Genomic DNA, 13604 nt, shown 5'->3' with positions numbered 1-13604 from the left:
GGTGAAAAGAGTTGATCAGAGCACACACCGTTCTTGAAAAAGTGAAGAAAGCCATTGTAGAGGCCAACGTAAGAATAAACGAAGAAGTCAGAGAGATCATCGAAGAATACGAAGGCCCCTTTTCTGATATAATAAAGGAAAACTATCGTATTTCCAAAGAGGAAAACCTTCCTCTCTGCCAGGACACGGGAATGGTGGAGTTCTTTGTTTTTCTTGGTCACACTATCGAACTGGAAGAACCCATCGAACAGACACTGAACAGAGCGGTTGAAGAGGTCTACAGGGAATATCCTTTCAGGTTCTCCGTTGTTTCCGATCCTCTATTCGACAGAATCAACACGGAAACCAACACCCCCGCCGTTGTTCATCTCTTTCAAGTTGAGGGAAAGAGGCTTGAGATCAGATTTCTTGTGAAGGGTGGTGGAAGCGAAAACCTCTCAGTTCTTCGCATGATGAATCCAACCTCCGGGGTGGACAGAATCAAAGAGTTCGTCGTTGAGCACATCAGAGAAAACGGAGCGAAGGCCTGTCCTCCTCTTCATGTGGGTATCGGAATAGGTGGTACGGCTGACAAAGCAGTTCTTCTTTCCAAACTCGCTCTGACAAGAGACTTCAAAGAAAGAAACGAAGACCCAAGGTACGCCGAACTCGAAAGAGAACTTGAAAGTGAACTGAACCTCCTTGGAATAGGATTTCAGGGGCTTGGAAGGGGAAAAACCGTTTATTCAGTTCATGTGGAGCATTTTCCAACCCACATCGCCACCCTGCCCGTTGCCATCTCGGTGGACTGCTATCTTTGCAGAAAGGGGAAAGTGATCGTTGAAGGTTGAAGAACTGAAAGCCGGCCAGGAGGTACGCTACTCCGGGAAACTCATCGTCATGAGAGATCAGGCACAGAAGAGACTGAAAGAACTTTTAGAAAAGGAAGAAAGGCTGCCCGTGAACCTTGAGGGGCAGATAGTGTTCTACGCAGGGCCCGCCAGAACGCCTCAGGGGAAAGTGATAGGTGCCATAGGTCCCACCACGAGTGCCAGGATGGATGATTATCTGGAGATGCTCTTCAGACTGGGTGTCGTCGCAACGGTGGGAAAGGGAAAAAGATCAAAAAAGGCGATCGACGCCTGTAAGAGGTGGAAGAGGGTCTACTTCATAACACCAAGTGGAACGGCTGCTGCCCTTTCAAAAAGGGTGAAGAGCGCCCGGGTGCTCGCGTTCGAAGACCTAGGGCCTGAGGCCATATACGAAATAGAGGTGGAAGAGTTCCCCCTCATTGTGGCGATAGACAGTGAAGGAAACACAATCTTCAAGGAGTGAGAGAATGGATCCTCTGAAGATTCATAGATTTCTGAAGGGAAAGATAAGGATCTCTCTCCCCGTTGAGAGGGTGGACAAAGAGATCCTTTCTCTTCTCTACACCCCCGGTGTTGCTGAAGTTGCCAGGGTTTGTGCCGAAAATCCAGAAAATACCTACACCTACACGTCCAGATGGAACACGATCGCCGTCGTTTCGGATGGAAGCGCCGTACTTGGTCTTGGAAACATAGGGCCTTACGGAGCGCTTCCTGTGATGGAGGGAAAGGCGTTTCTTTTCAAGGCCTTCGCGGATCTTGATGCCTTTCCCATCTGCCTTTCTGAAGATGATGAGGAGAAGATCATTGAAATCGTGAAGAGTCTCGAGCCGAGCTTTGGGGGGATAAACCTCGAAGACATAGCGGCACCGAAGTGCTTCAGAATCCTTCAACGTCTTTCTGAGGAGATGAACATCCCCGTCTTCCACGACGATCAGCAAGGAACGGCCGTTGTTGTGTCTGCAGCCTTTCTCAACGCACTGAAACTTGTGGGGAAAAAGATAGAAGAAGTGAAAGTGGTGGTGAACGGGATAGGGGCTGCAGGATACAACATCGTGAAATTCCTCCTTGACCTTGGGGTGAAGAACGTTGTGGCGGTGGATAGAAACGGCATCCTCAACGAGAAACACCCGGAAACCTGTCTGAACGAGTACCACCTCGAAATCGCCCGCATCACCAACCCAGAAGGACTCTCAGGTGGTCTCGAAACCGCACTCGAAGGCGCGGACTTCTTCATAGGTGTTTCGAAGGGAAACATCGTAAAACCAGAGTGGATAGGGAAGATGAACAGAAAGCCCGTTATCTTCGCACTGGCAAATCCAACTCCCGAAATAGATCCACGTCTTGCAAAAGAGGCGGGAGCATTCATCGTTGCAACGGGAAGGTCGGACTATCCAAACCAGGTGAACAACCTCCTTGCCTTTCCCGGCATCATGAAAGGGGCCGTAGAAAAGAGATCAAAGATCACAAAGAACATGCTCTTTTCCGCTGTGGATGCGATCGCAAACTCGTGCAAGCCCCATCCTGACAGAATCATCCCCGAGGCGTTCGACATGAGAGTGCACCAAAGCGTTTATTTCGCTGTCAAAAACTCATCGTGAGCGTCTTTTTATTTGCCATCCAAGAACGACATAGTCCGAGTTGAACATCCTGAAGGCAGCACTTATGACGATGATGGAGAAAACAGCAAGGTAGATTATTCCCGAGACGATGAGATGGTAATCTCCATAAAAGACCAGTTTTGGAGCCATGATGGGATGAGAGAACGGAATGGCAAAGATTACCACCTTAAGAGCACCCGGAAGGTTCGAAAAATCCACGATCATGTTCGCTATCATGGGTATCAAAGCAAGGATCGATATGGGAAAGGTGAGAATCTGTGCGCTTCTGTTATCCTTTGCCATCATGCCAAGGAACATGCAGAGTGAAAGGCCGGCAAGGATGGAAAGGAACAGACTGGTTCCTATCAGTAGAAGATCCGTTGCACTAAAACTCATACCTATTCCCTGCGTGTTCTGAGTTAGCGATCTCAGGTAGTTGTAAAACCCCACCATGTATATTCCTGCAAGAATCAGGCCAACGATCGTGCTTCCCAGGATCTTTGCGAGTACTATGTGTTCCCTTTTCACAGGCATCGTGAGGAGTGTCTCCAGAGTTTTGTTTTCTTTCTCCAGGGCAAGGGAGGATATGAGAGACGATCCCGACATGATGATGAGCATCATGATCAGTATGGGAATCATTATGTTTTGGGAATAGAAGATGTTCATGATCGCATCTGGCGAGCGGTTTTCGTAAAACTTTCCTTTCAGGTACGTGTGCTGAACGATCGTGAACGGATCAAACAGAAACTGTGCCCTTTCCGGATCACCGAGTATCAGGGAAGCGATCTTCACCCTGATCGGCTCAAGAAGGGAAAGAACCATCCCTGTGGAGATGCTGTCGGATATACCCGTTCCCTTCAGATACCAGATGACCTCCACGTGAGTTTTCTTTCCTGATGTCAGATCTCTGGAGAAACTATCCGGTATCAGAACAATCGCAGAGGCCTTCTTTTCCATCACCGCTTTCTCTGCTTCCTTCAAATCGTTTCCCACGTAGATGAGATCCGACATGTTGCCGAGTTCCTGTTTTATCAGTTCAGAGAACGCTCCGGTGTCTTCCATCACCACCGCTATCTTCGGTTTCTGTGTGGACTTTTCTATCGTGCTTTCGAAGACACTCCCCAGAGAACCGTACAGAACGGCGATCACAATCACAGAAACGATGGCCCCAAGATTGAGAAGTTCTTTTATCTCTTTCTTCAGGAGTTTTCCGAACATTTTACCACCTCCTCGAAGACCTCTTCTACGTTCTGTGCACCGTACCTTTCCTTGAGTTCTTCCACAGTACCGGATTCAACGATCCTGCCGTCGTGGATCAGGGCGATCCGGTCGCAGAGGTATTCCACTTCCAGCATGTTGTGGGATGAAAGCAGTATGGTGAGACCTTCCCGAACCGCCTGTTTCAGAATCTTTCTCACCTCTCTTGCGTTGAGAACGTCGAGTCCGGAGGTGGGCTCATCCAGTATGGCAAGACGTGGGTTCACCATCAGAGATCTTGCTATGAGGAGTTTCCTCACCATTCCCTTGCTGTAGGTGGAGATCCTGTCCTTCACTCTGTCTCCGAGTCCGGAGATTTCAACGGCTTTCTCGACCATGGCTTCCATTTCCCTGGAATTTTTCGTGTAGAAACCCGCCACGAATCTCAGATATTCGATTCCCCTCATGTTTCTGTACGCTCCTGCCTCTTCCGGGAGATAACTGATCAGTTTTCTCACCTCGTGTGGCTCTCTGGTCACATCCTTTCCGAAGATGGAAACTTTCCCGGAGGAGGGTTTTATGAGGGTGGAGAGGATTCTGAGAGTGGTGGTTTTTCCCGCTCCGTTGGGACCTATGAGACCGAAGATTTCTCCCTCTTTGATCTCAAACGAAATCCCCTTGAGGATTTCTCTTCTTCCGATGCTTTTCTTCAGGTCCTCGACGATCACAACCCCCATGAGAACACCCCCTATTCTGAGATTATCAACCCCCTGTTGTTCACCTTCAACTTCAGAACTTCCTTCAGATAAGGTATTCCCTCGAAATCTTCCAGGTCGGTACATACAGAGGGTCCCGAACCACTCACAAACCAGTATCCCGGTTTTTTCGAAAGAATGGCTTCAACGAATTCCTTCATCTTTTCGTTTCCGTTTATCCTGTAGTTCTGATGAAGACGGTCTCCCACGTATTTGAAAGCCTCGTTCAGTTTACCTGAGGCGATCTTTGCCAGGAATTGACAGGAGTTCTTGATGTTGAAAACGGCGTCTTCAAACAGAACCTGCCTGGGGAGGACCTTTCTCATGGTGTTTGTGCAAAGAGAAAAGCTGGGCACGAGGAAGGTGAGCTCAAAATCCAGTTCGAACTTTTCAAAATCAAAGTTTTCCCCATCCTGATAGCAGACAACCAGTCCCCCCACAAAAGCCGGAACAACGTTGTCAGGATGTCCTTCGATCTCTGCGGCAAGTTTCATGAGGTCCCACTGAGAAAGGTTCGCCTTTGTTCCCACGTTTGCTATGTGAAGAGCAGAAACGATCACAGCAGCACTGGACCCGAGCCCACTGGAGATCGGTATGTTGCACACCTGGCTTATCCTCACGGGAGGCACTCTGTAACCTGTTTTTTTCTCGAAGAACTCGAAGACCTCAAAGAACAGATCGTGATTTTCAAGATCCGGTGCGTACTTTCCTGTGCTCTCAATGATGGTTCTATCGGTGTCAAAAGAAAAAAACACCTCGTTGAAGAGATCGAGGGCAAGACCGAACACATCGAAACCCGCACCGAGATTGGTGGTCGTTGCCGGAACCATTATTCTCATAGATCCAGTACCTCCAGGATCTCATCTATCTTTCCCTCTATCGTCCTCGGTGGCTCCAACTGTGAAATGACCACGTTTGGATCCTTGAGGCCGTTTCCGGTGAGGGTGCACACCACCGTCTCTCCACCTTTGAAGAGTCCCTGACGGTGTTTCTTCAAAAGTCCCGCTATCGATGCAGCGGATGCAGGCTCGCAGAAGATTCCTTCCTTTTGAGCCAGAAGTCTCTGGGCTTTGAGGATTTCCTCGTCACTCACCATGTCGATCTCTCCACCCGACTCATCACGGGCTCGAATCGCCTTTTCCCAGTTGGCAGGATTTCCTATCCTTATGGCTGTGGCAACCGTTTCTGGATTTTCGATGGGATGCCCTCGAACGATCGGGGCTGCCCCCTCTGCCTGAAATCCCATCATCCTGGGAAGCTTAGAAGAAAGGCCATGCTGGTAGTACTCCTTGTAACCCATCCAGTAGGCAGAGATGTTTCCGGCGTTTCCCACGGGAATGAAGTGATAATCCGGAGCATCACCGAGTTCATCGACGATTTCGAAGGCGGCAGTCTTCTGTCCCTCGAGTCTGTAAGGGTTGATGCTGTTCACGAGTGTGATGGGATATTTGGAAGTGATCTCCTTCACCAGTTCCAGACATTTGTCGAAGTTTCCCTTCACCTGCAGCACAACGGCACCGTATATCATCGCCTGGGCGAGTTTTCCCAGAGCGATCTTCCCCTCAGGTATCAGAACGATGGCCTTCAACCCCGTTCTTGCAGCGTAAGCGGCGGCAGAAGCAGAAGTGTTTCCCGTCGAGGCACACATGATGGCTCTGGCACCTTCTTCAAGGGCTTTGGCAACGGCAACGACCATTCCCCTGTCTTTGAAGGATCCCGTTGGATTCGCCCCTTCGTACTTCACATAGACCTTTATCCCAAGTTCCCTGCTCATGTTAACAAGAGGAATGAGCGGAGTGTTCCCCTCGTTGAGTGATATCATGGGGGTTTTTTCTGTCACCGGAAGAAACTTTCTGTACCTTTCGAGTATGCCCAAGTTCCTCACTCCCTGTCCAGTTCGAATCTACTGTGGATCGCCTTGACGGCGTCTTCCACGTATTTGCTGTCTATGATCACAGAGATCCTGCTGCTTGAAGCGCTGATCATGTCGATGTTGATGCCCTCGTTGGCGAGTGTTTCAAAGAGGGTTGCGGAGATCTCCGGTGAAGAGGTGAGATTCACACCGACTATGGAAACCTTCGCAAGGCCCTTTTCGATTATAACCTCTCTGGCGTCGCTTCTTGTTTTCAGAAGGTCAAGGTCCAGTTTCTCAAGTTGGGATTCCGGAACGATGAAAGCCACGGTGTTGTACTCACCGCTCTTCATTCCCTGGATGATCATGTCGATGTTCACATCCATCTGAGAAAGGGTTCTCATGATCCTCGCAGCAACACCGGGTTTATCGGGAACGTCTTTCAAGACCACCTTTGCCATGCCGTCCTCGAAGGTAACCGCCCTGACAATTGGATTTTCCACCTTTGTCCCCTCCCATATGAGAGTGCCGCGCGTCTCTCTGTGCGCGTTCTTTATCAACACCTTGACACCGTACTTTCTTGCAAATTCCGCTGCCCTTGCCTGTAGAACCTGCGCTCCGTGCCTGGAAAGTTCTATCATCTCTTCCCAGGACAGTTCCTTGATAACCCGGGCGTTCTTCACAATCTTGGGATCTGCCGTGTAGACACCGTCCACATCTTTGTAAAGCTCGCACAGGTCCGCACCGAGAGAGTACGCAAGGGCGATCGCTGTGAGATCCGATCCACCCCTTCCGAGTGTGGTTATGTCCCCCGTTTCCGTTATACCCTGAAATCCCGCGATGACCGGTATAAAATCCTGCCTCAGATACCTCGAGATGATGTCCGTGTTGATATCGATGATCCTTGCAGAACCGTACCTTTTGTCCGTTATGATTTTCAACTGGTTTCCGGTGAAGGAGATGGCCCTGTAACCTCTTTTCCTGAGAGCAATACTCATCAGAGCAACACTCTGAATCTCTCCTGTTGACAGAAGAAGATCGAGTTCTCTTGGATCGGGATTCTCGTCTATGGTCTTTGCGAGGTCTATCAAGCGGTCGGTGGTGTCACCCATCGCCGAGAGGACGACAACCGGTCTTACACCGCTTTTCTTTCTCTTTATGATCTTCTCCGCTACCTTTTCCAGTTTTTCCACATCGGAGATGGCCGCACCACCGAATTTCATCACCACAACGGAGAACTTTTCAGCACCGCCGAGCACCTTGTACTTTGCCACTCTGAACAGATCCGCTATCACCGCACTGGCTGTCGGGTATCCGCCTGCTCCCCTTCCCTTCAGAAGAAAGTCCCCGGCCAGATCGGTGGACACTTCTATGGCGTTGTCCACACCATCGACGTTGAAGAATGGATCTTCCGGCGTGACCTCCCTCAAACGTACCTCGTAGGTGTTCGTCGAAAAGTCGAGTTCCCCGATCAATTTGAGTTTTTTCCCGGAGCGAACGATTTCTTTCAGATACTCGGGATCTATGCCCGTTATCCCCTCGAATCGAACGCTGTGGATACCGGGGAACCTTCCCGTCACCACGCCCGCCAGGACCGAGACCTTGTACGCGACGTCGTATCCTTCGACATCGTTCGTGGGATCTGCTTCGGCGTATCCGAGTTTTTGAGCCTCTTTCAAGACCTCATCGAAAGGCCTTCCCTTGCTCATTTCTGTGAGAATGTAGTTTGTCGTTCCGTTCATGATCCCGCGTATTCTGGTCACCTTCTGAAAGATCAGATAATCCTGAAGAAGGGAGATGATCGGAATGCCTCCACCAACCGAGGCTTCGAAGAAGAGTTTTCTCTTTCTTATGTAATCCACGAATTCGTTTCCGTACTCCGAGATGAGGTTTTTGTTGGGAGTCACAACGATTCTTCCAAGTTCCAGGGCTCGTCTAACAAGATCCACGGCCACGTCCGTTCCACCGATGGCCTCTATCACCACGTCACTGTTCAGGATCAGATCATCGAAATCGAACGCTATTTCCTCCGGAGGCACGCCGTAGACCTCGTATTTCTGCGGGGAACGATTTATGACCTTCGATACGATAAACCTTTCACCGACTCTTTTCTCTATCTCTTCTCCCCTCTCCTTCAGTATTCTGTATATGCTTCCACCCACGGTTCCAAGACCCGCAATTCCCACCCTCACCTTTCTCACTCCTCAGCAGAATTTGTGAACATTTTAAACGATCGATATGTTCCCCTCTTATCCTGAATTTTACATTTTCATGATGAAAATGCTACCGATACTAAAAAATTCGACTCGATAACTTGACATTGTAAAGCACGTGATGATACTATTCCTAAAAAACCCCCCATGATTCGTTATTCCAAGATTTTGGTATAATCATTCAATACCCGAGAGGAGTGATCCACGTGAAGATGAAAGGTTCCAAGATGTTGTTCGAGGCGTTTCTGAGAGAAGGTGTGGATACGATCTTTGGTATCCCTGGAGGCGCCATCATCAACGTCTACGACGAACTCTGCAATTACGAAGACAAGATAAATTTCTACCTCTTCAGACACGAACAGGGAGCCACACACGCAGCGGATGGTTACGCGAGGGTCACCGGAAAACCAGGCGTGGTCATAGTCACCTCTGGTCCTGGAGCCACCAACACGGTGACGGGAATTGCCACCGCTTACATGGATTCCATACCGCTTGTTGTGATCACGGGTCAGGTTCCAACCTCCTTCATTGGAACGGATGCCTTCCAGGAAGTCGACGTCACCGGCATCACGATGCCCATCACAAAACACAATCACCTTGTCACGAGCATAGAAGAACTTCCTTATGCCATAAAAGAGGCGTTCTATGTTGCCACAACGGGAAGACCAGGTCCTGTTGTTCTGGACTTTCCAAAAGACATTCAGACAGCAGAAGGAGAGTTCAACTATCCCGATGAAATAGAGATTCTGGGATACAAACCCACCGTGAAGGGTCACCCAAAACAGATAAAGAAGGCAATGGAACTTTTGAAAGAATCAAAGCGTCCCATCGTCATCGTTGGGGGCGGAGCGAACCTCTCCGGTGCCATGGACCTGGTGAACAGGTTCATCGATAAATTCGGTGTACCGGCTGTCAGCACCCTGATGGGACGTGGAGTGAATCCGTCCGATGAAAGGCTCTACTACGATGGAATAGGGATGCACGGTGCGTACTATGGAAACTACGCAGTGGCGAACGCCGATCTCATCATAGCCCTCGGTGTGAGATTCAGTGACAGGATACTCGGCAATCCCCGAACCTTCACCAGAAACGCCAGGATCGTCCACGTTGACATAGATCCCGCTGAGATAGGAAAGAACGTCTCCGTGGATGTACCCATCGTTGGAGATCTGAGAAACGTCCTTGAGGAGTTCTTGAAGTACGATCTGGACACAGATTTTTCCGAATGGATCGAAGAACTCCAGGAAGTGAAGAAAAAGTACCCATTGACCTACAAAAGGGATGGAAAACTCATAAAACCCCAGTACATTGTGGAGAAGGTGAACGAGGTCTTTCCCGATGACACGATAGTTGTGGCGGACGTGGGACAGAACCAGATGTGGGTGGCGCAGTACTACAGGTTCAAACACCAGAGGTCCTTCCTGTGTTCCGGTGGTCTTGGAACGATGGGATACGCCCTTCCGGCGGGGATAGGTGCGAAGATAGGAGCCCCTGACAGGGAAGTTGTGATCTTCGCCGGTGATGGTGGTTTTCAGATGAACATCCAGGAACTCATGACGGTGAAAAGGTACAACCTTCCGGTGAAGATCATCGTTATGGACAACAAGGCTCTGGGGATGGTCAGGCAGTGGCAGCAGCTCTTTTTCAACTGCAGGTACTCCGCCACCATCCTTGCCGACAACCCGGACTTTGCAAAGATAGCAGAGGCAGTCGGTATAAAAGCGATGAGAATAGAAAAGCCAGATGAAGTAGACAGGGCGGTGGAGGAACTCGCAAGATCGAAAGAGCCCATGCTCATACACGCGGTCGTTGATCCTGCCGAGAACGTGCTTCCGATGGTCCCACCAGGAGGGGATGTGGGAACACCCCTTGTCGAAGCACCCTACGATGAAAGTTTCGTCGAAAGGGTTCTGAAGGTTATCGAGGAGAGCAGGAGAGGTGATGAAAGATGACGAACCAGGTCCATGAACATCTCGTTTCCATGCTGGTCCACAACAAACCCGGTGTGATGAGGAAAGTAGCGAATCTTTTCGCAAGAAGGGGTTTCAACATCAGCAGTATCACGGTTGGAGAATCGGAAGTGCCGGGTCTTTCCAGGCTTGTGATCATGGTGAAAGGGGACGACAGAACGATAGAACAGATAGAGAAACAGGCGTACAAGCTCGTTGAGGTTGTGAAGGTAACTCCCATAGATCCTCTTCCGGAAAACCGTGTGGAAAGGGAAATGGCCCTCATCAAGGTGAAATTCGGGGAAGACAAGCAGGAAATCTTTCAGCTCGTTGAAATATTCAGAGGCAAGATCATAGATGTTTCCAAAGAGGGAGCCATCATAGAGATCACCGGAGCAAGAAGCAAGGTGGAAGCCTTCATAAATCTTCTTCCGGAAAAACAGGTGGAGGAGATCGCAAGAACGGGTATCGTCGCTATGAACAGGTGGAACACAAAAGAGAAGGAGGGGTTTTGATGGCGGTTATCTACTATGACAAGGATGCCAATCTCGATTTGATCAAAGACAAAAAGATCGCCATAATCGGTTTTGGAAGTCAGGGGCATGCACACGCATTGAACTTAAAAGACAGTGGACTCAACGTCATAGTGGGTTTGAGAGAGGGAAGTAAAAGCTGGAAGAAAGCAGAAGAGCAGGGACTCACCGTGAAGACCATCGAAGAAGCAGCAAAGGAAGCAGATATCATCATGATTCTCATTCCAGACGAGCACCAGCCGGAGGTGTACAAAAAGTACATTGAAAAGCATCTTACAGAGGGAAAGATGCTGATGTTTGCCCACGGTTTCAACGTACACTACCATCAGATCATCCCGCCAAAGAACGTCGATGTGACCATGATCGCTCCGAAAAGCCCAGGTCACATCGTGAGAAGAGAGTACGTTGAAGGAAGAGGAGTTCCCGCACTTGTGGCGGTCTACCAGGACTACACCGGAAAAGCCAAAGAGATCGCTCTTGCCTACGCAAAGGGAATCGGTGTGACGAGAGCGGGTGTGATAGAAACAACCTTCAAGGAAGAAACGGAAACGGACCTCTTCGGAGAACAGGCAGTCCTTTGCGGCGGTGTGACGGCTCTCATAAAAGCGGGATTTGAAACTCTCGTGGAAGCCGGATACCAGCCGGAGATTGCTTATTTTGAGTGTCTGAACGAACTCAAACTCATCGTCGACCTCATATATGAAGGTGGACTCAGTTTCATGAGGTACTCCGTCAGCAACACCGCAGAGTACGGTGATTACATCAGCCAGGAAAAGATCGTCACCAGAGAAGTCAGAGAGAACATGAAACAGATGCTCAAGGACATTCAGACAGGAAAGTTCGCAAAAGACTGGATACTCGAAAATCAGGCAGGAAGACCGTTCTTCTACACCATGAGGAAGAAAGAATCCGAACACCTCATAGAGAAAGTGGGAAAGGAACTCAGAAAGATGATGCCCTGGCTCAAGGAGAGGAATGTGGATGAGGAGTGATGTGATAAAGAAAGGACTGGAAAGGGCTCCACACAGGTCCCTTCTGAAGGCACTTGGAATAACCGATGATGAGATGAACCGACCCTTCATCGGTATCGTGTCTTCGTGGAACGAGATCATCCCCGGCCACATGCACCTTGACCGGATCGTTGAGGCAGTGAAGGCAGGAGTGAGGATGGCCGGGGGAGTTCCGTTCGTCTTCCCAACGATCGGGATCTGCGACGGCATAGCGATGGATCACAAGGGAATGAAGTTCTCACTACCTTCCAGGGAACTCATAGCCGATTCCATAGAGATAGTTGCAAACGCTTTTCCCTTCGACGGTCTGGTGTTTGTTCCAAACTGTGACAAGATCACTCCAGGGATGATCATGGCGATGGGAAGGCTGAACATTCCCTCTGTCCTGATCTCCGGTGGTCCCATGCTCGCTGGTCGATACGCTGGAAGAGACATAGACCTCATCACCGTTTTCGAAGCCGTCGGTGGTTATAAAGTGGGAAAGATCGACGAAGAAACCCTCAGGGCGATCGAAGATCTTGCCTGTCCGGGCGCAGGATCCTGTGCAGGACTGTTCACCGCCAACACGATGAATTCTCTTGCAGAAGCATTGGGGATCGCTCCTAGGGGAAACGGAACGGTGCCTGCCGTTCATGCAAAAAGGCTTCGAATGGCAAAAGAGGCCGGTATGCTCGTCGTCGAGCTCGTGAAAAGAAACGTAAGACCTCGGGACATCGTCACCCGGGAGTCCCTCATGAACGCAATCATGGTGGATCTTGCAACGGGAGGATCGACGAACACCGTACTTCACCTGAAAGCGATCGCAGAAAGTTTCGAGATAGACTTCGACATAAGACTCTTCGATGAACTCAGCCGGAAGGTTCCCCACATCTGCAACATCTCACCCGTTGGACCTTACCACATACAGGATCTCGATGAAGCGGGTGGTATCTACGCTGTAATGAAACGCCTTCAGGAAAACAATCTTCTGAAGGAAGATGCCATGACCATCTATTTGAGAAAGATAGGAGATCTTGTCAGGGAAGCAAAGATCATGAACGAAGAAGTGATCAGACCCTTCGACAATCCATACCATAGAGAGGGTGGGCTTGGAATTCTCTTCGGAAACCTTGCCCCGGAGGGGGCAGTTGCCAAACTCTCCGGTGTCCCCGAAAAGATGAAGCACCATGTTGGACCTGCCGTTGTGTTCGAAGATGGTGAAGAGGCAACAAAAGCCATTCTTTCCGGAAAGATCAAAAAGGGAGATGTGGTGATCATCCGTTATGAAGGTCCCAAGGGTGGACCCGGCATGAGGGAGATGCTCTCTCCTACGTCCGCGATCGTGGGGATGGGCCTTGCAGAAGATGTGGCTCTCATCACGGACGGGAGGTTCTCTGGAGGTTCACACGGTGCTGTCATCGGTCATGTGTCTCCGGAGGCAGCAGAAGGTGGTCCCATAGGCATCGTAAAAGATGGAGATCTCATCGAGATAGATTTCGAAAAGAGAATGATAAACCTGTTGATATCGGAGGAAGAGTTCAACAGAAGAATGAGGGAATTCGTACCGAAAGTAAAGGATATGGACAGTGATTATCTGAGAAGGTACGCCTTCTTCGTTCAGTCTGCCAGCAAAGGGGCTACGTTCAGAAAGCCCTGAGGAGGTGGTC

The 13604-nt window shown here is 49.8% G+C and carries 12 protein-coding genes; 7 read left to right on the top strand and 5 right to left on the bottom strand.

Features of this window, described 5'->3' with window-relative positions:
* Positions 1–11 precede the first annotated feature (11 nt).
* Genes CTN_RS00605 through CTN_RS00595 form a run of 3 tightly spaced genes read left to right on the top strand, consistent with a single transcriptional unit; the run spans position 12 to position 2449 of the window.
* Positions 12–830, top strand: coding sequence for a fumarate hydratase (locus tag CTN_RS00605; protein ID WP_012645015.1), 819 nt, complete (start codon positions 12–14; stop codon positions 828–830).
* Positions 820–1314, top strand: a complete 495-nt coding sequence (locus CTN_RS00600) for a FumA C-terminus/TtdB family hydratase beta subunit (RefSeq protein ID WP_012645013.1) — start codon at positions 820–822, stop codon at positions 1312–1314. The genes CTN_RS00605 and CTN_RS00600 overlap by 11 nt, the downstream gene beginning before the upstream one ends.
* Positions 1315–1318: 4 nt before the next feature.
* Complete coding sequence (locus CTN_RS00595; RefSeq protein ID WP_038066307.1) at positions 1319–2449, top strand: NAD(P)-dependent malic enzyme; 1131 nt, start codon at positions 1319–1321, stop codon at positions 2447–2449.
* Here the strand turns inward: CTN_RS00595 and CTN_RS00590 are convergent.
* The 5 genes from CTN_RS00590 to CTN_RS00570 are packed head-to-tail and all read right to left on the bottom strand — an operon-like array spanning position 2441 to position 8454.
* The gene (locus CTN_RS00590; RefSeq protein ID WP_012645011.1) at positions 2441–3667 is read right to left on the bottom strand and encodes an ABC transporter permease; all 1227 of its coding nucleotides are present in this window, start codon (positions 3665–3667) and stop codon (positions 2441–2443) included. The two genes, CTN_RS00595 and CTN_RS00590, sit on opposite strands and share 9 nt — an antisense overlap.
* A complete protein-coding gene (locus tag CTN_RS00585; protein ID WP_012645010.1) occupies positions 3649–4383 on the bottom strand; it encodes an ABC transporter ATP-binding protein in 735 nt (244 codons plus the stop codon). The genes CTN_RS00590 and CTN_RS00585 overlap by 19 nt, the downstream gene beginning before the upstream one ends.
* An 11-nt stretch (positions 4384–4394) precedes the next feature.
* Positions 4395–5240 carry a homoserine kinase gene (locus CTN_RS00580; RefSeq protein ID WP_012645009.1) on the bottom strand — a complete coding sequence of 282 codons (846 nt, stop codon included), beginning with the start codon at positions 5238–5240 and terminating at the stop codon, positions 4395–4397.
* On the bottom strand, positions 5237–6277 hold the full coding sequence (thrC, locus tag CTN_RS00575) for a threonine synthase (RefSeq protein ID WP_038066304.1): 1041 nt from the start codon (positions 6275–6277) through the stop codon (positions 5237–5239). Before thrC ends, CTN_RS00580 begins: the two co-directional genes overlap by 4 nt.
* A gap of 5 nt (positions 6278–6282) precedes the next feature.
* On the bottom strand, positions 6283–8454 hold the full coding sequence (locus CTN_RS00570; RefSeq protein WP_012645007.1) for an aspartate kinase: 2172 nt from the start codon (positions 8452–8454) through the stop codon (positions 6283–6285).
* A gap of 218 nt (positions 8455–8672) precedes the next feature.
* Here CTN_RS00570 and ilvB point away from each other — a divergent pair, with 218 nt between their 5' ends.
* Genes ilvB through ilvD form a run of 4 tightly spaced genes read left to right on the top strand, consistent with a single transcriptional unit; the run spans position 8673 to position 13594 of the window.
* Complete coding sequence (gene ilvB / locus CTN_RS00565; RefSeq protein WP_038066302.1) at positions 8673–10418, top strand: biosynthetic-type acetolactate synthase large subunit; 1746 nt, start codon at positions 8673–8675, stop codon at positions 10416–10418.
* The gene (gene ilvN, locus CTN_RS00560) at positions 10415–10930 is read left to right on the top strand and encodes an acetolactate synthase small subunit (protein WP_012645005.1); all 516 of its coding nucleotides are present in this window, start codon (positions 10415–10417) and stop codon (positions 10928–10930) included. The genes ilvB and ilvN overlap by 4 nt, the downstream gene beginning before the upstream one ends.
* Positions 10930–11940 (top strand): ketol-acid reductoisomerase, encoded by a 1011-nt coding sequence (ilvC, locus tag CTN_RS00555; RefSeq protein WP_012645004.1) that lies wholly within the window; start codon positions 10930–10932, stop codon positions 11938–11940. The genes ilvN and ilvC overlap by 1 nt, the downstream gene beginning before the upstream one ends.
* On the top strand, positions 11930–13594 hold the full coding sequence (gene ilvD, locus CTN_RS00550; RefSeq protein WP_038066300.1) for a dihydroxy-acid dehydratase: 1665 nt from the start codon (positions 11930–11932) through the stop codon (positions 13592–13594). The genes ilvC and ilvD overlap by 11 nt, the downstream gene beginning before the upstream one ends.
* Positions 13595–13604: the final 10 nt, after the last annotated feature.

It is taken from the genome of Thermotoga neapolitana DSM 4359, assembly GCF_000018945.1.
GTDB lineage: Bacteria > Thermotogota > Thermotogae > Thermotogales > Thermotogaceae > Thermotoga > Thermotoga neapolitana.
Note: the sequence above shows the minus strand (reverse complement) of the source record. Positions and strands in the feature narration are given on the sequence as shown.